Raw genomic sequence first — 21,821 nt, 5'->3', positions numbered from 1 at the left:
GATGGATCCCGCGGCGAACGGCGGGTCTTGATCGAGTGGACGGAAACATAAAGACGAAGATCCGGAAAAAGCGAAATCATGTTTGGATACGGCAAAATGAGCGGTTGTGCAGTGGCGGCGATGAGCGCTCTGGCGGAGTGTTATCCAAGCGGCTGCCAGCTCAGCTCGAGTCAGGTTGCAGGGCTTAGGAATCTTTCCCAGCCCCTGGTGGCAAAGGTTCTGACGGTTTTGTCTCAGGCGGGATTCGTGCTGGGCACCCGGGGGCCGGGCGGCGGATACCGGCTGGCGTTGCCTCCAGGAAAGATCAGTCTCTTTGATGTGGTCAGTCTGTTCGAGAGCCATCGCGATCCGAGCCTCTGTCCTTTCGGACCGGGATGGTGCGGCAAGGGGGAGCCCTGTCCGGTTCATGACACCCTTGTGGGACTGAACGAGGCGGTCATCGACCAGCTCAAGAGTGTCAGCTTCTGGTCGTTTGTGGGCAAGGGAAGGGGCTGATCAAGCGGGGGTCGGCCGACTCTCAGAAATCCTTGCGGGCGAGCTTCTGACGGATGACCAGCATGGGAATCAGGCACCACGCAAAGAGGGCGCAGAGTGAAACGACCATGCCGGCGGGGGTGCCGAAAAAGCGTTCGAAGACAGCTCCGGTGTAGCCCATGAGGGCGGAGATATCGAGTTTGAGCAGGATGAGAATGCGGGAGAGGTCGATGGGATTGAAAAGCGTCGCAATGAGGGCGAAACGATCGATCGGGTAATCGTCGAAGACGACCAGGGAGATGAGAAAGAGCCCGTCGTAGATAACGGCGAAAAAGAGCCAGCTGAGGATGGCATAGCCGAATCCCTTGACCCGGTTCTCCTGGGTGATGGCGATGGCAAAGGCGAGGGCGACGAAGATGAAACTGAGCAGTGAACCGATGAGCAGGAGGAGCGCGAAATCGAAGATCGCGGCCGAACGCAGGAGACCGTAGGCGAGGAAAGGGATGCCCAGGCCGACGACCAGGCTCATGGAGAGTGAGAGTGAGATCCCGAGATACTGGCCGAGAATGATGGTCGTCCGTTTGATGGGTTGGGCCAGCAGTAGTTCGGTGAACTCGGCGGCGTTGTAGAAGGTGGTGATACCGAGCACCGTCCCGATCAACGGAGTGAGAACGATGATCACATTGAGCAGGGTGACGATTGCCTTCGAAAGGTCGTTGTTGAGAAAGAGCAGAACAAAGCCGAGGGAAAGGTAGAACAGAAGATAGACGTAGCTCCACCGGCTTCGATTGAGATCGGCGAAGCTGTATCTGAGTATTTTGAGAATCGTCATGACGGAATGGGGAAAGGGGTCAGGCTGGAATGGCGCTTGGTTAAGGGGTATTCAGGAGGGATCACGAGATGTAGCCGCGGCAGTCTCTTGCTGCGTATCCACGTTGACACGCCCCAAGAGACTGGGGCGACTACACCAGACAAATACACCAACAAGAAATGCCAGTTCTGAGCCAAAGAATCTGCTTATCTTAGTGCCATTCCAGCCTGCCCCCTCAGGATAGCGGCGATGGCGGTTTCCAGGGTGGGTTGTCCGGTTTCGTCCCTGATCTGGCTGACGCTCCCCTTGAAGTGGATCTGGCCGTCGAGCACGAAGATGATCTGATCCGAGATTTCCTCGGCAAAGCTCATGATATGGGTGGTCACGATGACGGTGCGGCCCTTTTCACGCTCGGTCCGGAGGAGTTCCCGCAGGTGGATCATCGAGATCGGGTCGAGGCCGGCCGTTGGTTCGTCCAGCAGGATAAGGTCCGATTCAAACATGAAGGTGAGGACGAGATTGACCTTCTGTTTGGTTCCGCCGGAGAGGTTGCCGAGCTTCTTGTTGAGGAAGGGTTCGAGTCCGAAGAGAGAGACGAGGTCCCGGTGCCGGTCGGGTCTGGACCGCAGGTCCCGGATCATCCTGAGCAGTTCGACCACGGTCAGGTTACCCGGGAAATGGGCGATTTGCGGGAGGTAGCTGATATTGTTCCGGTACCTCCACTGGCCGAGGACCGGCTGCCCGGCGAATGTGATGGTCCCACTGTCCGGTACGACCATGCCGAGGATTGATTTGATCAGGGTTGTCTTGCCGGAACCATTGGGCCCGAGCACGGAATAGACGCCACCTCCTTCAATCTCCAGACAGAGTGATTTGAGGACCTCGAGTCGACCAAAGCACTTCTTCAGGTTATCGATCCGAATCATGGAATCTCTTCATCTGTGGACGATCGTCCAGGAGGTTGTCGGGCGTGAAGGCGGGAGAGACCTTTTCAGAGAAGTTGATGATATCAACAAAAAGGCTTCGTAACAGGACAAGGGTTTCCGGGGTGTTGTTGACGATATAGGAGAACAGTTTCACCGGCCGGTAGGGCACATCGCCGATTCCGTCCCGGTCCAGGTCGTAGCCGGTGTAGTCGCTCCAGTGGTTCCCGTTGAAGCGGTTGTCGTTCAGCTTGCCATGGTAGGCGACATCGAAGGCGTTCTGCAGGAAATCGTTCTTCTCGAAGTTGTTTTCGTAGCAGGCGCCGATCACCTTGACCGCCCAACCGTTGCGGGAAAAGGTATTGTCCCGGTAGGTGATCCGGGTGGAGCCGTCGATGTTCACCGCGATGGTGTTCTGATGGAAGGTATTGTGGCCGACCTCGGCGTCGTAGATTTCCTTGAGCAACAGTCCGTAGGAGGCGCTGCCCCAGTTCTTCTCGAAGACGTTGTGTTCCATGGTGACGAACTTCGAGAACATGACCGCGACGCCCGCGCCGTTGCTTCGGAATACGTTGTCATGATAGGCGTTGTGATTCGAGAACATGAAGTGAAGACCGTAGCGGATATTGTCGAAGCTGGTGTTTCCGGCGATTTCGCTTTGGTCGACGAACTCGAGGTAAATGCCGTCGCGCAACCGGCTGACGGAATTGTCCAGGACCTGAAGGTCGGTAGAATGCCAGATGTGGATACCGTTTCCCGAGCCGGCTTCATTGACTGCGAGACTGGATACGGTGTTGTCGCGGACAATGCCGTCGTGGGATTTCTCGATGAGGATGCCGAAGAAAACCTTCCTCAAGTTGTTTCCCTCGAGAAGGAAATTGCGGCAACGATCGACCCGGATGGCGGCATACTCTTTGGTATAGCTATGTCCTACGTTTTCGAGAGTCAGGCCACGAATGACGACGTCATCGCTTCGGATGGTCAGGATGGTTCCGGCCTCTTCTCCGTCGATGATCGGATCGCCTGCGCCGGTCAGGGTGAGGGGCTTGTCAATGACCAGGTCGTGCTCGCGCCAGATGCCGCCCCGGATGATGATCTCGTCGCCGGCGTTCGCCTCCTCGATGGCCGCACGGATCGAAATCGGGGTGCCGCCGGGGGAAACCACGAACTGCCGCGCAAGAACGCTCGAAGGCGAAGCGAACAGAAAGGCAGCGAGTAGCGCTCGAAGGGCGATGGACAACGGGGGGGGCACGGCTGGCGGCGAGTTGACCAGGGGGAGGCGATCAATCGGTGCCTTGGAATACGGATTCCAGCGCGTTGGCCAGCTCATTCCACTTGAGAATCCGGCCGGTGTGTTCGGTCCGGGCGTTCGCAGCGGATTCGGGTTCGGCAAATGCCGACAGATTGGCGCCCATCGGGCTGCGGATTCCTTTGCTGATGAGGTAGGTGGCACTTTCGGCGTCGGTCATCTGACCGGGGTTGGCATAGTCGGCGACCCTGAGGAGCCCGATCTCATCAGGTGACCATTCGGGCAGTTTCTGGACCAGGCATTCGATGGCATCGAATTTGAACTGCTTGCCTTTCTTCGTGACCAGCTGGGCGGCGTGGGTCGAGTCGACGATGGTCATCCGGCAATGGGCGCAGGCATCGGAGCCGTAGGCGATCGGCTCTGGTTCAATGCGGCAGGCGCCGAGCAGGATGACCCAGGCGAGAACGAAGAGCCGGTGAGCGTTGTTGGATTTCATGTCGGGAGGAAACAGCGCACAAGGTCGCGGTACGGGATGTCAGCTTGACGCCTTGATCGCCCTGGACTCCTTCCATCCGAGATAACTGGCTGCGAGGGTCATCAGCATACCGGCAAACATGAGGTAGGCGGCGATCTTCGGGTAGGAATGCGCGGTGAAGTTGAGGATCTTCTTTGTCCCGATCAGCGGCGGTTGGTAGGCGAGGGGCGAACCATCGGGATTGCTGAAACTCATGATCGCTTTGGCATCGAGGGAATGGCCGTAGTTGTACTCCCAGATATAGAAGTCGACCATGCCGGCGCATCCGAGCAGGGACATCAGGATGAACCACCCGAGAAACCATTTGTAGTTCCCCTTGACTCCGATCCCGATTCCCAGCGCAACCATGAAGAGGATCACTGCGGGGAAGATGGAGAACTCGGGAATCTTCTCCGGGATCGGGTGCATCCCGATATAGTGATTCATGATATTGATGTTCTTCAGATCGTTCGGGTTCTCCCCGGTGATCTTCGTGATGGAGATATCCATGCCCAGGGGAATCGGGTATTGCGGTGCTTCGAGACGTATGACCCACATGGGGAATACGAAGAGGAAGAGCAGCATCAGTGATCCCGCGATCATGAGGATTTGTGGTTTTTTCATCTGGGTGGATACTTCGGGAACAACGGGGATCCGGCTTCGGGAGTCACGGCGCGGAACCGGGCGTCCCGGTGGCCGGAGACGGCCGCGTCGCGGCGTGATGGGATTTTCTCGGCAAGCCCGGCCCCCCCGCCGGCCGAATCCGCCGGTCGAAGGGGCGGGGGTGGTGATGGCCTACCAGACCAAAGGCGGTTGGCGGCTCAGAGGGGATCGCCGTCGAGAGTGAAGGAGATCGGCACGTTGGAATCCGTGGGGGAAACCCGGACGTATCCCTGCATCTCCTGATGGAGGGCCGAGCAGAAATCGGTGCAGTAGAAGGGCCAGACTCCGGGGCGTTCCGGTTTCCAGACAAACGTCTCGGTCTGACCCGGCATGATGAGGAGCTCGCTCGTGCGGGCCCCGATCATGGAGATGCCGTGCGGCACGTCGTAGTCCTGCTCCAAGTTCGTCACGTGGAAGTAGACGGTATCGCCGACCTTGACCCCCTCGATATTGTCGGGGGTGAAGTGACTGCGGATCATGGTCAGGTAGATGCGGACCACATTCGGGCTCTCGCGGACCACCCTGGCCTCGGAACCGTTTTTGACGGCATGGGGGTGGTTGTTTTCCTCGAGGGCGTAGAACTTCTTCGAGTTGGCGGCGATGAGGTCCGCCGGGCATCCGGCGGCGTAGTGCGGCTCGCCCACGGTCGGGAAGTCGAGCAACAGCTCCATCTTGTCGCCGGAGATATCATAAAGCTGGGCCGACTGGGTCACTTCAGGGCCGGTCGGAAGATAACGGTCCTTGGTGATCTTGTTCATGGCGACCAGGTATTTGCCCCACGGCTTGCGGGAGTTGCCGCCGGGAATCATGAGATGCCCGACCGAATAATAGCAGGGCTTGCGGTCGACGATTTCCCAAGTGCCAAGTTTCCACTTCACCACCTCGGATGAGATGAAGAACGTGGTGTAGGCATTGCCCTTGCCGTCAAACTCGGTGTGGAGGGGGCCGAGGCCGGGCTGCTGGACGGTGCCGGCGAGGGTGCCTTCGTAGCTGAGGATGGGGATGCCGTAGGCTTCGCCATCGAAGTTCTTCGCTTCGATCGCCTCCTTCATCTTGGTGAAGGAATGCGCGGTGATGGAGGCGGCCAGCTTGCCGCTGCCGATGATGTATTCGCCATCGGGAGAAACATCGCAACCATGGGGTGATTTCGGGGTGGGCAGGAAGAAGACCAGTCCGGGGTGATCCGCCGGGTCGATCACCATGACTTCGTCGATCATCTCGGTCGAAGCCGACTGGGTGCTCTCGTCATAGAGGTTGTGGGCGTAGTTGGCGGCCATTTTGCGCCCCTTGCCTTCGGCGATGAGCTTTTCCGCCATCTGCCAGTTGACTGCGGCGATGAAGTCCTTGTCGTTCTGGGACGCGTTGACCTCGAGCAGGGAGTTGGCCTCTTCGGTATTGTAGGTGGTGAAGAAGAACCAGCCATGGGATTTGCCCCGGCCGGGATGGGAGAGGTCGTAATTGAAACCCGGCATCAGGATCTGAAAGGAGAGATTCATCTCACCGCTCTTGGGATCGACCTTGATAAACGAAAGCGCACCCTTGAAGTTGCCCTTGTATTCGTTGATCGGCATGTCGCGCTGGGGAATCGGCACGCTGAAACGGGTGCCCGCCACCACGTATTCCGTATTCTCGGTCACGAAAGAGGAGCTGTGGTTGCCGGCGGAATTGGGAATCTCGATCGTCTCAACCGTCTCAAAGGTGGTCAGGTCGATGCGGCCGATGCGGGGCGTGTTGTTCTCGTTGATGAATACCCAGCGACCATCGACCTCGCCATTGGTCTGGGAGATGTCCGGATGGTGGGAGTCGCCCCAGGGGATGAAACCGTAGGAGGTGTTGAGGAGGGGCTTGGTCTCCTCATTGTACCCGTACGCTTTCTCGGCGTCCTGCGAGAACACCGGAATCACCTTGAAGAGTCGGCCCGAGGGCAGTCCGTAGACCGCCAACTGACCGCTGAATCCGCCTGAAATGAAGGCGTAATGCTCGTCGTGCTCTCCGGGGGGGACGTAGACTCTCTCGGCTGCGTTGCCGCTGAGGGCTCCGTGTCCGGCGCCCTGATTGGAACCCTGCTTGCCACATGCGCTCAGAATGGCGAGAGCGGTGACGGCGATGATCGATTGGACGAATGTTTTCATGCTGACTGGGGTCTGGAGGTTGCGTGGAGTTATTTGAGAGTTCGGAAGTATTCGAGGACGGCCCGGGCCTCGTCCTGAGTGAGGTTCTGGTTGGCCATCGGGGCGGTGTATTCCATCAGCAGCTGGCGCGCTTGGGCGTTTTTCTGGATCATGACCTCCGGGTTGAGGATCATGTTCATGACCCATTCCGGGGTGCGCCGTTCGAGAATGCCGATGGGGGCGGGGCCGATGAAGCGCTTGTCCGCTTTGTGGCAGGCGGTGCACTTGGCCTGGTAGATCTCGCTGCCTTTGGCGGCCAAAGCGTCGTCGATCGGGCCGAGGGTCACGCTCTTGATCGGGCCGACGCCCTTGTCTTTCATGGGGTCGATGGGTCCGTCCCGGGCGGTCTTTTCGCCGCCGCATCCGGGCAGAAAGAGAAGGGGGAGGAGCAGCAGGAGGAGGGTGGTCGGGTATTTCATGGGACTATTCGGCGGGAAGGAGAACGGTGTCGATGACGTGGATCCATCCATTGCTCACTTTGACGGATTGAAGAATGCGGGTGCCGCCGACGTAGATGCCGTCGGCCTTCTCTTCGACCTTCAGGTATTCACCGGAGGCCATATAGAGGTCTCGGCCCTTGGTGGCGTTCTTCTCGAGGGTCTCGATCGGGTAGTTCGAGGGGGCCACGTGGTTGATCAGGATCATGGTCAGGGTTCCCTTGTTCTCCGGCTTGAGCAGGGTCTCGACCGTCCCCTCGGGCAGCTTTGTGAAGGCGGCATTGACCGGGGCGAAGACGGTGAGGGGGCCGACGTTGACCAGGGCATCCTCGACCCCGGCGGCCTGGACGGCCACGACGAGAGTGGAAAAGTCATCGAGGGACATGGCGACCTGAAGTGCGTTGGCGGCGGACTCTCCGTCGACAACGGCCGACTGGCCCTTGGCCGGAGCCGCGGTGGCCGTGGATTCCGGGGCTGAATCCACGGGTGTCGGTTTGGCGCACGCGCCGAAAAGCAATGCGGCGGGCACGAGAATCAGGCCCAGGCTCAAGGCGGGATTTGTCATGATGGAATCAGGGGGATGAGGGTTGGGGGATTGCGTTGTGATTCGGGATCTCGAAGGGGAATCTAGACTCATAAGACGATTAAACGATCTTTAATTCTGGATTTCAAGAAAATAAGAACCGAGCTAATAGGGTTCAGAAGCTGAAGCGGAGGGTGTCCGGGATCGGGATGCACCCCTTCAGCCGCGGCGACTCGGTTCGGTTCCACTCCGGGACCGATGCGGAACCGTCTTCCTCAGATGAAGACGTAGAGGCCCACCACGATTGCCAGGTAAAGGATCCACCAGAAATTGAAGGACCGAAGCAGGGGTCTTCTGGGGCCGGTCTCGATCTCCTGTACCATTGGTCGGATGACTTCAAGCTTCTCCGGGGCGGGTGGAGGGGTCAGGTAGCTGACTCCAAAGAAAACGGCGGTCAGAAGAAGGAAGACGAGGGGGAAGACATGGTAAAAGTGCATCGACCTCACGGCATCCGGGATGGGGACTCCGGCGGCGGGGAAATTCTTGGCCAGGACGTAGTAGAGTCCGATCAGGAGACCGAGGATCAGGGTGGTGACGGCTCCGTAGGAGTTGGCCCGGTTGCTGAATCGACCGAACAGAAAACAGACCCCGGAGGGGATGACCATGAACCCGGCCACGGTCATGCCGAGGTCGAAGAGGGCGTTGTTCATGGTAAGGAACAGCGGAGCGGCCGCGATTCCCCAGATGATGTTCAGGGCGGCGAAGCCCTTGCCGACCCAGATGGCCTCGGCATTGGATGCGTTTTTGCGGAAGAGCGGGTAGATGTCCATTGCGACGACGGCGGACATCGCATTGATGCCGGAGTCCTGGCTCGACATCATGGCGGCGATCATCCCGGCGAGGACGAGGCCGGACAGACCCGCCGGCAGAAAGTCGCGGACCATCGTGGTGTAGAGCATGTCCTGATTGGGAATATCCTTGTAGAGGATGACTCCGACCAGACCCGGAATGACGAAAAGGACGATGCCGAAGAGTTTGAGATAGGCGCCGAAGAGCATGCCGCATTTCGCGTTGTAGGCATCCTTCGCGCCGAGGGCTCTCTGCAGAACGGCGATGGAGCAGAAGGCGAAGAAGGCGGAGTGGAGCATCTGTCCGGTCATGACCGCACTCCAGGGGAATTCGGCGTCGCTGTGAGGTCGGAGCAGTTCGAAGTGGTCGGGCAACTGAGTGTAGAGCTCGCCGATGCCTCCGACTTTCCAGAGACCGACCCCGGCCACGAGAATGCCCCCGGCCAGCATGATGAAGACCTGGACCATGTCGGTCACCACGACGGAGGTGAGTCCGCCGAAGATGGCGTAGAGGCCCACGGTGCAGGCGATGATGATGCCGCAGAGAACGACATTGGTCGGGCTGAGATCCCATCCGAAAAGACCGAGGACACCGAGGGCGGCGGTGTACATGCCGATCGGACTGCCGAGGATGGACTGGCAGACGAAGATGCCGCCGAAGAGGGTCTTGGCTGTCCGATTGAAGCGCAGCTCAAGGAATTGGGGGATGGTGAAGAGCCGGCTGCGCAGGTAGAGCGGGATGAAGACAATGGCGGAAATGGTCAGCATGACGCCGCCGAGCAGTTCCGGGTTGAGGGTGGCGAATCCCGAGCGGGCCGCCTTGCCGGTCCAGGCGACGAAAAAGCCCATCCCGATATTGGTGGCGAATATGGAAAACCCGACTAGCATCCAGCCAAAGGACCGGCCACCGAGGAAATACGACTCCGGGTTCTTCGACTTCCTCAGTCCCACCCAGATGCCGAGGATGGTGATACCGATGATGTAGACGATGACGACGGAGATATCGAGGATCTGTTCGTTGCTCATGGGGGCGGCGGGGTGGGGCGGGACGGAGGGCGAAGACGAGTGGCACAGGTCTATCCGGCTCCCGAAACGAGTCAGGAACGATTTTGTGTTACCGTCCATCAGGAGAAGGGGTCAGGCCGCTTTTTGTATATGGATTCGAATCCATATACAAAAAGCGGCCTGACCCCGTTCGCGTCATCTTTTGTTTAAGATATCAATTCATATACAAAAAGCGGCCTGACCCCGTTCGCGTCATCTAGAGCCAGCCGGACATCCGGGCGATCAGCCGGGTATGCTCGAGGAAATTGGGCCAGGACACATCCGAAGGTACGCCGTGGTCGCATCCGGGAATGTAGCCGCCGCTTCGGACCACCGGTTCGATCCGCTTCAACTCGTCCCGAAGAACGGCGCCGCCCTTGGCCATGGCCCGCTTGTCCACACCGCCAAGAAAAGCCTGGTCCCGCCCGAACGTGGTGCGGAAGGCGTTGATGTCATTGCCGGCCGCCACTTCAACCGGGCTGCTCAGGAGGACGCCGGATTCGATCCAGATCGGGATCAGACCGCCGACGTATCCGTCGCTGTCGATCTCAACCAGGGGAACACCGGCCGTCTTCAGTTGGGCAGTCCATGAATTCCAGCACGGCTGGCAGAACTCCCGGGTCATGGCCGGGGATATCATGGCCTTTTCCTTGTAGGCCATGTCTTCCGAGAACTGGACGTGGTCCGGGACCACATGCTCGAGCATACGGGCAAACATTCCGGTGATGTATTGCCGGTAAAAATCCGCCATCTCGGCCACCAGGTCGGGCTGGTCGATCATCATCATGCACAGCCCCTCGAACCCGCACCATTCGCGCATGATCCAGAAAGGTCCTGAGACAATGACCTTGATCACCTGGTCGCGATCCGCCAGGGAGGCCCCGAGCCGGGCGAAATCCGCGGGAAACCGATCCGGGTCGGCCGCATCGTATCGTTCCCTCATCCGAAGCCAGTCCTCGCGGTTTTCCACCGGGCAACGTATCCAGCTTCGGGTGACGAAGTCGCGGGCCGTGCGCAGGTAGGTCACATCGAACTGATCGGAGATCTCGCAGATGTTCCCTTTCCAGTCCTGGACCACGATCGACCGCTCACGGCGTTCGATCGTTTTCTCCTCGAATCGGGGGCGCAGGTTGAAATCGATCTTCAGGGTGTCGCCGGGCCTGACCAATTGGTCGCAATCGAGACCCAGGGCGTCGGCGACCTGGGTGGACCAGCTCGCGCCCGCCTTCATCCCCTGCTGAAGCCAATTGGCCAAGGTTGATTCGCGGGGGTTCCCGGGAATCAACGGGATTCGGTCCGGTGAGCCGAACGTCAGGGTTTCAACGTATCGCTCACGAGGAGTCATATGGCGGATCGGTCAGAAATCAGTCGTAGAACAGGGTCGACCAGCGGCCGGCGGCGATGAGTTCCTTCTTTTTGGCCGCCCATTTTTCCGGGGAACCGGCGAGGTCGGCGAGGACCTTGTCGAGTTTCTCCTCCAGCTTGGTCAGACCCGAAACATAGGTGTAGGTCTTGGGATCCTCGATCAGTTCCCAGACCTCCTTGGCGTTCGCCTTGATCGTGCTCTCCACTTCTTCGGGCGCGTTGGCGTGGGGGCGCGGGCTGAGGGCCTCAAAAGCCTTGAAGGTTGCCTGATCGTAGTAATTGCTCAGGTCGCCGTTGCTGTCGTTCATGTAGAGCAGATCCATGCCGGTGCGCGCGCCGTAGAAAAGGCGGACCTTGCCCTTCCACTCCTTGCGCTCGTCGTAGATGTGCTTGATGAAGGCGCGGAAGGGGGCGATCCCGGTGCCGACTCCGATCATGAGCATATTGCAGGTATTGTCGCGGGGCGGAAGGAAATGGCGTCCGTAGGGACCGGTCAACTCGACCGGCTCGCCGGCCCGGCGGTCGCAGAGGAAATTGGAGGCGACTCCCGGGTAGCGTTCACCGCTGACCTCATCGATGTAGAAGCAACGGCGGACGCAGAGGGAGATCTCCGACATATTGCTGTTCTCGCCCTGACGGGTGCTGGCGATGGAGTAGAGCCGCAGATGGTACTCGTTGCCGAAGGCATGCGGCCCGGGAACGAGGACCCCGATGCTTTGTCCTTCCAGATGGTGGAAGGTGGCATCCGGGATGCTCAGGACGATGTGGCGGACCTCGTCGGTCGACTCGGGCGTAATCCGTTCCGATCGCACCACGGTTGCCTTGTAGGGATGGCTGATATCGTACTCGGTAAGCTTCATGACTTCTATTCCTGTCTAATCGGATTGGTGTTTTTCGAAAGGTGGGAAGGGGTCAGGCCGCTTTTCATTGACGATCCGAATCGTCATTGAAAAGCGGCCTGACCCCTTCGGTTGGTGCTTCGATTCGTGATTTTCTCGGGCAGGTGTCGGACCCCTTGCAGCGGCAGAGGAAACCGCAACCGCCGCCTTCCTCGCGGGCTGGGCCGAATTCGGGATGACGCCGGGCGAAGACCCGGCTGAGGTGTTGGACTCCGATCCAGCCGGCGAGCAGGCCGAAGATGACCAGCATCGCGATGAGGAAGTGGGTGATCATCGGGTTCATCCTCCGAGTCCGGCGAAGCCCATGAAGGCGAGCGAGAGGAGCCCGGCCAGGATGAGGCTGAGGGCGGCGCCCATGCTCACGTCGGGCACATCGGCCAGTTCAAGTTTTTCCCGCAATCCGGCCATCAGCATGAGAGCGAGGGTGAAGCCGGCCCCGGCCCCGAGGGCGAAGGCGAGGCATTGGGGGAAGTTGTAGTTGCGGTTGGTCTGAAAGAGGGCGAGGGCGAGGATGGCGCAATTGGTGGTGATGAGCGGGAGGAAGATGCCCATCATCCGGAACATGGCCGGGCTGAATTTCTTCATGGCCATCTCGACCAGCTGGACCGCCGAGGCGATGACCGTGATATAGGAGATGAGCCGGAGAAACTCGAGGTCGTAGCGGACCAGGATCAGGTTGATCAGGTAGGAACACGACGAGCTGACCAGCATGACGAAGGTCACGGCCAGTCCCATATTCCAGGCGGATTTGAGCTTGCCCGAGACCCCGAGGAAGGGGCAGATCCCGAGGAACATCGCCAGAACGAAATTATTGATGATAAAAGCGTTCAGGAAAATAAAGGTGAGTGAATCAGGCCGCATCGCGCACCTCCTCTTTCATCAGTCGGGTTCGTTGCTGCCGCTTGCGAAAGACGGCGAAGAGAAAAAGCCAGAAGGCCAGGACGAAGAAGCCGCCGGGGGGCAGGACGAAGACGGCCCAGGGCTGGAAACTTGGACCGAAAAGGTCGACACCGAAGATGCTGCCGCTCCCGAGAATCTCCCGGACCACGCCGAGACAGAGGAGGGCAAAGGTGAAACCGGCGCCCATGCCCATCGCGTTGACAAAGGCATTGCTGACCGGGTTTTTCGAGGCATAGGCCTCGGCCCGGCCGAGGATGATGCAGTTGACCACGATGAGCTGAATGAAAGCGCCGAGGGCCTTGTAGAGATCGAGACTGATCGCCTGGATGGCGTAGTCCGCCATGGTGACGAAAGTGGCGATGATGATGATGAAGGAAGCGATCCGGACCTGCTTGGGGATGACTTTTCGCAGGAGCGAGATGAGCACGCCCGAGCAGACGAGCACGAAGCTGGTGGCCAGGCCCATCGCGAGGGCGTTCATCGCGGTGTTGGTGACGGCGAGGGTCGGGCAGAGACCCAGCAGCATGACGAAAACCGGATTCTCCTTCCAGAGACCCTGCATGAGGGTGCCCCATCCGAGTGGTTCCGGGGCCCTGGGATCCTTGATCATGGGTTGCCTCCTTCCGTGTTCGCCGGGAGATCGGTTCGTACCCGATCGATGGATGCCTGAAACTTCACCACAAGGGGCAGGAGGCGACCGGTGCTTTCGCGGAGACCGTTGCCGATCGCGGTGGACGTGACGGTCGCGCCGGAGATGCCATCGATCTGCCAGGCCTGCGTCTTCTTGCCGTTCTTGACCGTGACGATGGGGTTGGCGATGGCCGAACCGTCATCGGTCAAACGGGCGTCGAGGTTCTCGAAATTGGCGATAAATCCGGGATCGGATTCGACCCGGTCACCGAGCCCGGGGGTTTCCCGGCTGTCCAGGACGGTCATCCCGATAATGGACTGGCTGTCGAGTGAGTAGCCGTAGAGGACGGTGACGACGTCCTGGTATCCGCGGGCGGAGGCTTCCATGGCGAGTCCGGCCAGTTCGCCCTTCGCATTGTAGGCGGCGAAGACATTGGCTTCCGCGAAAGCGTCGTCGGGCAGGACCTTCAGTCCGCTGGCGTCGACTTTGAGGTTGGTTCGGGAGGTGGCCTCCGGAATGACGGCGAAGATGGCTTTCTCCATCGCCCGTTGCCGGTTGAGGGCGATCTGGGGCTTGGTCAGCTGGTAAGCCAGCACGATGAAGAGCCCGGAAAGCATGGCGATCACCCCCAGCGTGACGATGAGGGACCGGCTGCTCGGCAGTTCGGGGGCCGATATGGGTTCGGAAGTGGATTCGGTCATGCCGCGGCCTTCGGTTTGCGGGCTCCGTAGATGCGGGGCTGGGTGACGGCGCTGATCAGGGGCGAGCAGGCGTTGGCCAGCAGAATGGCGTACATGACACCTTCGGTCAGTCCACCGAAGAGTCGGATGATGACGGTGACGAGCCCGATCATCCCCCCGTAAATCCAGACGCCCAATGGAGTGACCGGCGAGGCCACCATGTCGGTCGCCATGAAGACGGCTCCGATCATGAGCCCGCCGGTGCAAAGGGTGAAGAGGGGGCCTGGGTAGATTTCCGGATTGATGGCGTGGAAGATCCCCGAAGTGATGGCGGCCACCAGCAGGGTGCCGGCGGTGATGCGCCAGTTCATCATTCGCCGGAACACGAGGTAGAAGCCGCAAAGCAGGATGAGCAGGGCTGACGTCTCGCCGGCCGATCCTGCGGTCGTGCCTAGGAGCAGCTGGACGGAATCCGTTGGCACGTGCTCGAACTTCATCAGGGCGAGCGGGGTTGCGCCGGAGAAGCCGTCCGGGGCGACCGACGCGAGCCAGTCGGTCAGCGAGTCCGGCTTGAGGAAGGGCAGGGTCAGGGTGGAGGGGATGAACTGGGTGAAGCGACCCTCGCTCATATAAGGCACCCAGGTGGTGATCGGCACGGTGAAGGCGGCCTGGGCGAAGGCCCGGCCGACGAGGGCCGGGTTCATCACATTGAAGCCGAGTCCTCCGAAGAACATCTTGCCGACCCCCACGCCGACGATCCCGGCGACGGCCGCCATCCAGAGCGGAAATCCGGGTGGCAGGGTCAGGGCCAGGAGGATACCGGTGATGGTCACGCTCCAGTCGCGCGTGGTGGAGGGCTTGCCGGAGAGACGGCAGATGAGGTGTTCGGTGCCGATGCAGACGCCGGTCGTCACCACGATGAGGGCCAGGGCGCTGATCCCGAACTGGTAGACGGAAAACGCGCAAACCGGAAGCAGGGCGTAGACCACGTTGCGCATGATCACGTTGACCGGCGGGCTGACCCGCAGGTGAGGGGAGGTGCGCAGTTGGGGGTTGGGACTGCCGTGAGCCTGTTGGAGGGGTCCGGTCATGAGGCCTTTGGTTTCTCCCGGTTGCGGGCTTTGGAAATGCGGAAATACTGGACGAGGGGGATGCTGGCGGGGCAGACGAAGCTGCAGCAGCCGCATTCAAAGCAGTCGTTCAGATGGAAATCGGCGGCCATTTCCTCGTAGCGGCTCTTGTAGGCCAGTTTGCCCAACTGGCAGGGATTCAGATGCATGGGGCAGGCGTCGACGCATTGGCCGCAGCTGATGCATGGGTAGGCGCGGTCGGAGATCTGGCCATGGGTGTCTTTCTCGGTCAGGACGAGGACGCCGCCGGTGCCCTTGGTGATCGGTACATCGAGGGAGGCGACGGTGCTTCCCATCATGGGTCCGCCGAGGATGAGGTGCTGGGCATTTCCCCGGAAGCCGAGTCGCTCAAGGATGAAACGCAGGGGTGTGCCCAGGGGAACCAGGTAATTGCCGGGCCGGTCGATGCCGGGACCCGTGATGGTGACGACACGCTCGATCACGCCCTGGCTCTGGGGGAGCAGCATGCCGAGCTCGGCGGTCGAAGAGACATTGAAGACGGCCAGGCCGACCGCGGAGGGAAAGCCGCCCGAGGGGATCTCAAGATTCATGAGAGCCTTGGCCAGCATCTTCTCGGCGCCCTGGGGATACTTGGTTTTGACCACCTTGACGGTGATCGAGCCGTCGGCCGGAAGGTGGGGCCGGATGGCTTCGACGGCATCGAGCTTGTTCTCCTCGGTTCCGATGATGGCCTTCTGCGCCCCCAGCGCCTTCATGAAGATGCGGGTTCCGGCGATCAGGTATTCGGCCTGTTCGATCATGACCCGGTGATCGGTCGTCAGGAACGGCTCGCATTCACAGCCGTTGATCAGGACGGTATGGACCTTGTGTTCCTTTGGCGGGACCAGTTTGACGTGGGTGGGGAAGGCGGCGCCGCCCAGACCGACCAGACCGGAATCCTGGACCGCCTGGACGATCTCCTTGGGCGTCATCAGGTTGACGTCCCGGGGATTGTAGTAGCGCACCTCCTGGCTGTCGCCCGGATAGACTTCGAGGATGATCGATAGCGTCTTGGGCCCCTTCGAGGTCGGCATCAGCTCGATCCGCTTGATCACCCCGGTGGCCGGGGCGTGGAGGGGGACCGAGACGAAACCTCCCGCCTTGGCGATCGGCTCGCCCCGGACCACCTCCTGCCCGGGATGAACCAACGACACGGAGGGCGCCCCGGTATGCTGCGAGAGGGGCAGGATGAGTTGCGGAGGGAAGGGGAGCCGCTGGATCGGTTTGCCCGCGGTGAAGTGCTTGTTTTCCTCGGGGTGGATCCCGTGGGAAAACGTGCTTCGGAACCAGTGGGCCGGATCCAATAGACTGCGCAGTCCGCTCATGTCAGGGTTTGTGAATACCGGATGTCCCGTCTGGCGGCCCGGGAGGACCGCCCTCCAAATGGATTTCCATCCGAGGTGTGCACGAGTTCGCTCAGTTGTCCCTGAATCTGTCCGGTTTCGTCCATTCCGTTTATTGGAACTTCTCCGCCCGTTTGATCAGCTTATCCACGCCCTTTTCCGATGGATCGGCCGGCGTGCCCGGATGGATACAGCGCCCGGTGCACTTCTCGGCCGCCCGGACGATGTCCTTGTAGGGACCGCCCCGGGCATCCTTGACGAAGGCCTTCTTGTTCTCGTCGTAGGCGAAGATCTTGCCGTTGATGTTGATGCATTCGTCGCAGGAGGTGCACTCGGCCTGGTTGATCCAGGCGGCCTCGAAGCCGTCTGCGGATGGGGCGGGTGCGGGTGCGGGAGCGGCGCCGCCGTTGCCGCCGGCCGCCGGGGCCGGCTTCGGTGCGGGCAGGTCGAGCAGGCCGGGCAGCGCGGTGGCTCCGCCGGTCAGCATCGACATGAGACCGGAGGCGAGCTTCTGGGCAGTCTCGGCCCTGATCTGACGGGCGATCACTTCGGGATCGACCTTGTTGAGCATGCCGGCGAGGCCCTTGAGCGTCTTCCAGTAGCCGAGTCGTTCCTCGGTTGAGCGGACGATCTCCGCGGCGACGAGGACCCGCATCAGCTGGTTCTTCTTGTTCACCGTCCAGATATAGGGGAAGAGACCTTCGCGGTCGTCCTCGGCCATCTCGATGAACTCGGCCAGGGGAACCATGTTGTCGTTCCAGGTATCGGTGGGCGCGACCCGGAAGTGCTTGCGGAACCGGCCTTCCTGAACCGCGAAATCGGCGAAGGTCATCGGCAGCTCCATCTGCTGCGCTTTACCTTCATCGTCGACGTAGTCCAGCTTGTAGACCGGCCAGTCCTCGTCGACGGCCGGATTGCCGTCCAAGCTGATGCACTCTTCCCAGGATCCGCCCGCATCGGGGTCGAAGCGGATGAGCGGGTAAGCCCGTGATTCGAGGGCCATCTTGCTGCGTTGGGCGGTGCTGTTGTCGGGCACTCCGTGCTCCGGCTGGCAGACCGCGTAGATGCTGAAGAGGGCGGGACGGCGGGCGTTGAGACCGTCGATGAAGCCTTCGATCAGGTGCGTGGTGTTGGCGACATTGCCCTGGAGGATGAAGGAGGTCCGGTGAGCGGCCGCGATCAGCGCCATCTCCTTGCGGATCTCCGTCTTGCCCTTCCACGCCTTGCCGTAGGGGGCCATGTCGGAGACCTGGCCGATGAAGCCCGAGGTGCAGGCCTGACCTCCGGTGTTGGAGTAGACCTGGGTGTCCAGGACGAAGATCTTGATCGGACGGCCCGTCATGAGGGCCCGGGACACGTTCTGGAAGCCGATGTCGAACATGGCGCCGTCTCCGCCGACCGCCACAACCGGCGGCGAGAGGAGATATTCTTCGTCGGTGAAGCTCTTCCAGTCGAAGTATTCGAGATCCTTTTCGATCTTCTGGAAGCTCTCCTTGCCGGTCAGTTCAGCCTCGGCCATCCGGATCGCCTTGAAGCCGTCGCCCATCTGCCGCATGTGGCCTTCGAAGAGGCCGAGCGAGACGGAGGCGGCGTCCTGGAAGAGGTGATTCGACCAGGGGAAGGGATAGGGATTGTAGGGGAAGCTGCTGCCGTAGACCGAGGAGCACCCGGTCGCATTGATGAAGCCGAGGCTGGCCCGGCCGTTCAGGGTCGGTCCGGACTCATAGCGCCACTTCAGGTCCTTCAACTTGGAGAGGAGATTGCTCACCCAGCTCAGCCATTCCTGATCGAGCGGGGTGCCACCCTTGCCCTCGTCGAGCACCTCGGCCAGCTCGGAGAACTTCAGGTCGCGCTCGCGATGCGAGGAGACGGCCTTCTGGATGGCGGCGAGGTTGGAGATGTCGACGGTGTCGGCCAGCTTGCCCTTGATGTGCAGCTCGAGGCGGCGGATGAGGTCGTCGATCGTCGCGACATGTTTGCGGACGCGCCGCTGCATCAGCGCGGTAATCGTTCCGGTGAAAAGATGGAGGATCGATTTCTCGCCACAGCCGGTGCAGGCGCCGTCGCCGCAGGCCATCGACGAATAGACCGACTTGTCCATCAGCATGGTCTCGAGGGCGCCGATCTTTTCGTCGATGTCGTCGATCCGGATGAAGTCGGGTGAAGTGGTCGGGAGATCCATCCAGTAGTCCCACTCCGATCGCAGGTTCTTGACCGAGGCGGGGGTCTGGGTCTCGACGGTCAGCGCTCCGTCTTCGCAGACATCGATGCAGAGCATGCAGCCCTTGCAGGTGTACGGATTGATCGTGATGGCGTAGAGGCCGCCCGTTCCCTTCTGTTTCTTCTCCCGTTGGTCGTAGTAGGGCTTGGTCAGGGCGAACTTGAAGGCGCCCATGGACTCGCGGAACCAGCCGAACTCCTGTTTCAGGGCTTCGCCGTCGCCGTTGGCTTCGGAGATGGTCTCGTCGATGGCGAGATCGAGGATCGGGGTGACGTCGATGCTGGCATTGTCACCGGTCGCGCTGGCCGCGATGGCCCGCATCTTCTTCTCGACGGTGCGGACCGCGCCCGGGAGCAGCTTGGCCTCGTGGCCGCTTTTGCGCACCCGTTTGAGCGTGGTTTCGAAGGCGTCCGCGATGGTGCAGGCCAGGCCGGGAATGGCGCTGTCCGGGCAGATGGTGAAGCATTCGCTGCAGGCGGTGCACTTTTCCGGATGCCAGACCGGATGAGTGAAGCGGATCTGGGTCATGTCCCGGTAGACACCGGTATTGGCCGGCATCAGGCTGAGCGCCATGAAGGGATCGGCCAGTTGGTCGTTGGGCTGGCCGCCCTGGTAGAAGCTGCCGCTCTGCTCCCAGAACCGGTGGATGTCGGTCTTCGGGTCGGTGCTCGCGGGTATCCGCTTCAGCATGACGGGAAGATTGGTTTCCTTGCGCATGGCGACGGCCTCGGCCTCGGTGCCCAGGGTCATCTCGGTGATGGTCTTGAGCTCGTCAAATCCGCGGCGCACGACACGCATGTTGTCCTCGACCACCCGGGCGCCCTTGCTCCCGAACTTGTGGGTCACCTGGTCGCGGATCGCCTTGAAAAGGGATTCCTCGGTCAGGCCGGCGGATTGCATCAGGGTGGAACCGGCAAAGAAGGCGCCCTGGAAGGCGATACCCTGCATCCGGAACTGCAGTTCGGGGTCGGTCGCCTCGTCCCGGGCGATCTGGAAGGCGTCGAGGTAGCAGACCTTGATGCCCTGATCGATGATGTACTTGCGGGAGTGGACGGGAAAGGTCCGCCAGACCTCCTCGGGATTGGTGAGTTCGCTCTGGATGATGAAGGTGCCGCCTTTTTTCAGTCCGAAGAGCGGGTTCGAGTGACTGAAGACGTTGGGGTCGGGTGAAAGAACGGCGTCGACGAAGTTGTATTCGCAGTTGATCCGGATCTTTTCGGGAGCGGCCGAGAGGTAGTAAGTGGTGGGCTGCCCCTTCTTTTCGGAGCCGTACTTGGGATTGGCCTTGATGTCGTAACCGAGCAGTTCGTTCAGCGTGATCGCGAGGTTCTTGCCTGTGGTGATCGCACCCCAGCCACCGACCGAGTGCATCCGGACGGTGATGGCTCCCTTGGGCAGGAGATTCGGGTTCTCGCTCCCCTTGACCGCGAGATCCTTGATCGCGGGATAGCTCTCAAGGAGCGCCTGCTGGTGGATTTCATTCTTCGGGGAGGTCGGCTTCTTGCTGATGAAATCGACGGAAAGGTAGAAGAATTTCTTCCGCAGCCCGGTCGGCAGCATGTTCTCGATGGCGCCGACGATGCCTTCGGGCTGGAGGTCGCGACTTCCGAGGCCGAAGCATCCCGAGTAAAGCGGCGGAGCGTCGCCCGGATTCTTGTAGGAGGCGTATTTCGGATAGGGGAGGCTTTCACCCTTGGGGGTCATGCCGTTTTCGACGCACTTGCTGATGGTGGCGCGGACCTCACGGATGACCGGGAGGTCCTCGGCCAGGGGTTGGTCGGTGCGCTCGGGGACGACGACGCCCTTGCGGCCCTTGATGATGTGTCCGAGGAGATCGCCGGGGAAGGGACGATACATGGTCAGGTTGACCACGCCGATCTTCAGTTTGCGGGTTTCGCGGAGGTAGTCGGCGACGGCCTCAGCCGTCCCGATGATGCTGCCCTGGGCAATGACGAGGTAGTCGGCATCCTCGCACTTGAAGGTGGAGACGCGGGCATAGGGGCGGCCGGTCAGGTCGGTGAATTCGACCATGCACTGGTCGGCGATGGCCGCGATGTGTTCGAAGAAATAGGGGCGCTGGGCGGCGACCGACTGCATGTAGGATTCCTGGTTCTGCACCGGGCCGGAGATGGCCGGATTGTCCATGTCCCAGAGAATTGGAATGCGGCGGCGCTTTTCGCCGTAGAGCATCCGCTGGGCGGGCGTCGGCGAATCGATGATGTCGTCGGGACGGCCGAGGTATTCCGCGATCAGTTCGCGCTCGGGGAGCAGGAGGGTCTCGATCAGGTGGGTGGTCAGGAATCCATCCTGGCCCACGGCGCCGGGGGTCAGGGAGAGCTCGGCGATCTTTCGGGAGATGATGTTGAGGTCGGCCGCTTCCTGGGCGCTCTGGCCGAGCACCTGGAAGAATCCGGTATCGTCCATCAGGTGGTAGTCATCGTGCCCGGCGTGGACGTTCAGGCTGGTCTTGGTCAGGGCCCGGCAACCGATATTGAGGATATAGGGAAGCCGCTTGCCGACCGCGCCGTAGAGCGACTCGTGCATGTAGGCGATACCCTGGCCGGAAGAGAAGTTGGACGCGCGCAGGCCACTCATGGCCATGCCGGCGGTCACACCGGCGGCGGCGTGTTCTCCTTCGGGCTCGATGAAGATAAGCGGCCGGCCCGAAATATTGATATGACCCTTGGCGGTTTCCTCGGCCCAGTATTCACCCATCTGGGTGGAGGGCGTGATCGGATAGGCTCCCGCGGCGTCGGTCGATTCCCGCTCGCACATGATGACGGCGGTGTTGCCGTCCATGGCAACAGGGATCCCGGGATACTTCACTTTCTTGTTTTGAGAAACCATGACTTTGGTGGTTGAAACGTTTGCTCTTGTAAAAGGGGGAAGGGTGAAAGTCCCTCGAAGTCAGTGCTCAGTCGGGGGCATTTCCGGCTGCAGGTCCGCCGGCCAATGAAGATGTGGCAACGAGGCCTTGTCGGCGTTCCGGCCGGTC

General features: G+C 60.7%; 19 protein-coding genes. 1 reads left to right on the top strand and 18 read right to left on the bottom strand.

All coding sequences use genetic code 11. The features are described from left to right. Nucleotides 1-96 precede the first annotated feature (96 nt). Entirely contained in the window at nt 97-495 is a 399-nt protein-coding gene (locus R3F07_11085; protein ID MEZ5276913.1) for an Rrf2 family transcriptional regulator, read from the top strand. A gap of 22 nt (nt 496-517) precedes the next feature. Here the strand turns inward: R3F07_11085 and R3F07_11080 are convergent, their stop codons facing one another. The 18 genes from R3F07_11080 to R3F07_10995 form a co-directional block, all read right to left on the bottom strand. Beyond that, on the bottom strand, nt 518-1,306 hold the full coding sequence (locus tag R3F07_11080; protein ID MEZ5276912.1) for a hypothetical protein: 789 nt from the start codon (nt 1,304-1,306) through the stop codon (nt 518-520). A gap of 185 nt (nt 1,307-1,491) precedes the next feature. Continuing rightward, nucleotides 1,492-2,211, bottom strand: a complete 720-nt coding sequence (locus tag R3F07_11075) for an ABC transporter ATP-binding protein (GenBank protein MEZ5276911.1) — start codon at nt 2,209-2,211, stop codon at nt 1,492-1,494. Next, complete coding sequence (locus R3F07_11070) at nt 2,195-3,538, bottom strand: nitrous oxide reductase family maturation protein NosD (GenBank protein MEZ5276910.1); 1,344 nt, start codon at nt 3,536-3,538, stop codon at nt 2,195-2,197. The genes R3F07_11075 and R3F07_11070 overlap by 17 nt, the downstream gene beginning before the upstream one ends. Next, a complete protein-coding gene (locus R3F07_11065; protein MEZ5276909.1) occupies nt 3,492-3,953 on the bottom strand; it encodes a nitrous oxide reductase accessory protein NosL in 462 nt (153 codons plus the stop codon). Before R3F07_11065 ends, R3F07_11070 begins: the two co-directional genes overlap by 47 nt. Nucleotides 3,954-3,992: 39 nt before the next feature. Then, nucleotides 3,993-4,595 (bottom strand): hypothetical protein, encoded by a 603-nt coding sequence (locus tag R3F07_11060; GenBank protein ID MEZ5276908.1) that lies wholly within the window; start codon nt 4,593-4,595, stop codon nt 3,993-3,995. Between the two features lie 197 nt (nt 4,596-4,792). Further along, entirely contained in the window at nt 4,793-6,766 is a 1,974-nt protein-coding gene (gene nosZ / locus R3F07_11055; protein ID MEZ5276907.1) for a Sec-dependent nitrous-oxide reductase, read from the bottom strand. A 29-nt stretch (nt 6,767-6,795) separates the two neighbouring features. After that, entirely contained in the window at nt 6,796-7,224 is a 429-nt protein-coding gene (locus R3F07_11050) for a cytochrome c (protein ID MEZ5276906.1), read from the bottom strand. A gap of 4 nt (nt 7,225-7,228) precedes the next feature. Beyond that, nucleotides 7,229-7,807 (bottom strand): fasciclin domain-containing protein, encoded by a 579-nt coding sequence (locus tag R3F07_11045; GenBank protein MEZ5276905.1) that lies wholly within the window; start codon nt 7,805-7,807, stop codon nt 7,229-7,231. 233 nt (nt 7,808-8,040) lie between these two features. Continuing rightward, complete coding sequence (locus R3F07_11040) at nt 8,041-9,639, bottom strand: sodium/solute symporter (protein MEZ5276904.1); 1,599 nt, start codon at nt 9,637-9,639, stop codon at nt 8,041-8,043. Between the two features lie 235 nt (nt 9,640-9,874). Next, nucleotides 9,875-10,912 carry a uroporphyrinogen decarboxylase family protein gene (locus R3F07_11035; GenBank protein MEZ5276903.1) on the bottom strand — a complete coding sequence of 346 codons (1,038 nt, stop codon included), beginning with the start codon at nt 10,910-10,912 and terminating at the stop codon, nt 9,875-9,877. A 109-nt stretch (nt 10,913-11,021) separates the two neighbouring features. Then, nucleotides 11,022-11,882, bottom strand: a complete 861-nt coding sequence (locus tag R3F07_11030; GenBank protein MEZ5276902.1) for a hypothetical protein — start codon at nt 11,880-11,882, stop codon at nt 11,022-11,024. 64 nt (nt 11,883-11,946) lie between these two features. Further along, nucleotides 11,947-12,195 (bottom strand): hypothetical protein, encoded by a 249-nt coding sequence (locus R3F07_11025; GenBank protein ID MEZ5276901.1) that lies wholly within the window; start codon nt 12,193-12,195, stop codon nt 11,947-11,949. A 5-nt stretch (nt 12,196-12,200) separates the two neighbouring features. Further along, on the bottom strand, nt 12,201-12,782 hold the full coding sequence (locus R3F07_11020) for an RnfABCDGE type electron transport complex subunit A (protein ID MEZ5276900.1): 582 nt from the start codon (nt 12,780-12,782) through the stop codon (nt 12,201-12,203). Then, a complete protein-coding gene (locus tag R3F07_11015; GenBank protein ID MEZ5276899.1) occupies nt 12,772-13,431 on the bottom strand; it encodes an electron transport complex subunit E in 660 nt (219 codons plus the stop codon). Before R3F07_11015 ends, R3F07_11020 begins: the two co-directional genes overlap by 11 nt. Beyond that, complete coding sequence (locus tag R3F07_11010; GenBank protein ID MEZ5276898.1) at nt 13,428-14,153, bottom strand: FMN-binding protein; 726 nt, start codon at nt 14,151-14,153, stop codon at nt 13,428-13,430. Before R3F07_11010 ends, R3F07_11015 begins: the two co-directional genes overlap by 4 nt. Beyond that, on the bottom strand, nt 14,150-15,223 hold the full coding sequence (locus tag R3F07_11005) for an RnfABCDGE type electron transport complex subunit D (protein ID MEZ5276897.1): 1,074 nt from the start codon (nt 15,221-15,223) through the stop codon (nt 14,150-14,152). The genes R3F07_11010 and R3F07_11005 overlap by 4 nt, the downstream gene beginning before the upstream one ends. Next, nucleotides 15,220-16,587 (bottom strand): electron transport complex subunit RsxC, encoded by a 1,368-nt coding sequence (gene rsxC / locus R3F07_11000; GenBank protein MEZ5276896.1) that lies wholly within the window; start codon nt 16,585-16,587, stop codon nt 15,220-15,222. The genes R3F07_11005 and rsxC overlap by 4 nt, the downstream gene beginning before the upstream one ends. Before the next feature lie 130 nt (nt 16,588-16,717). Then, nucleotides 16,718-21,673, bottom strand: coding sequence for a 2-oxoacid:acceptor oxidoreductase family protein (locus R3F07_10995; GenBank protein ID MEZ5276895.1), 4,956 nt, complete (start codon nt 21,671-21,673; stop codon nt 16,718-16,720). Between the last annotated feature and the right edge of the window lie 148 nt (nt 21,674-21,821).

The organism is Opitutaceae bacterium, from assembly GCA_041395105.1.
In the GTDB taxonomy this organism is placed as follows: Bacteria; Verrucomicrobiota; Verrucomicrobiia; order Opitutales; family Opitutaceae; genus B12-G4.
This window is presented reverse-complemented; position numbering and strand designations above follow the sequence as displayed.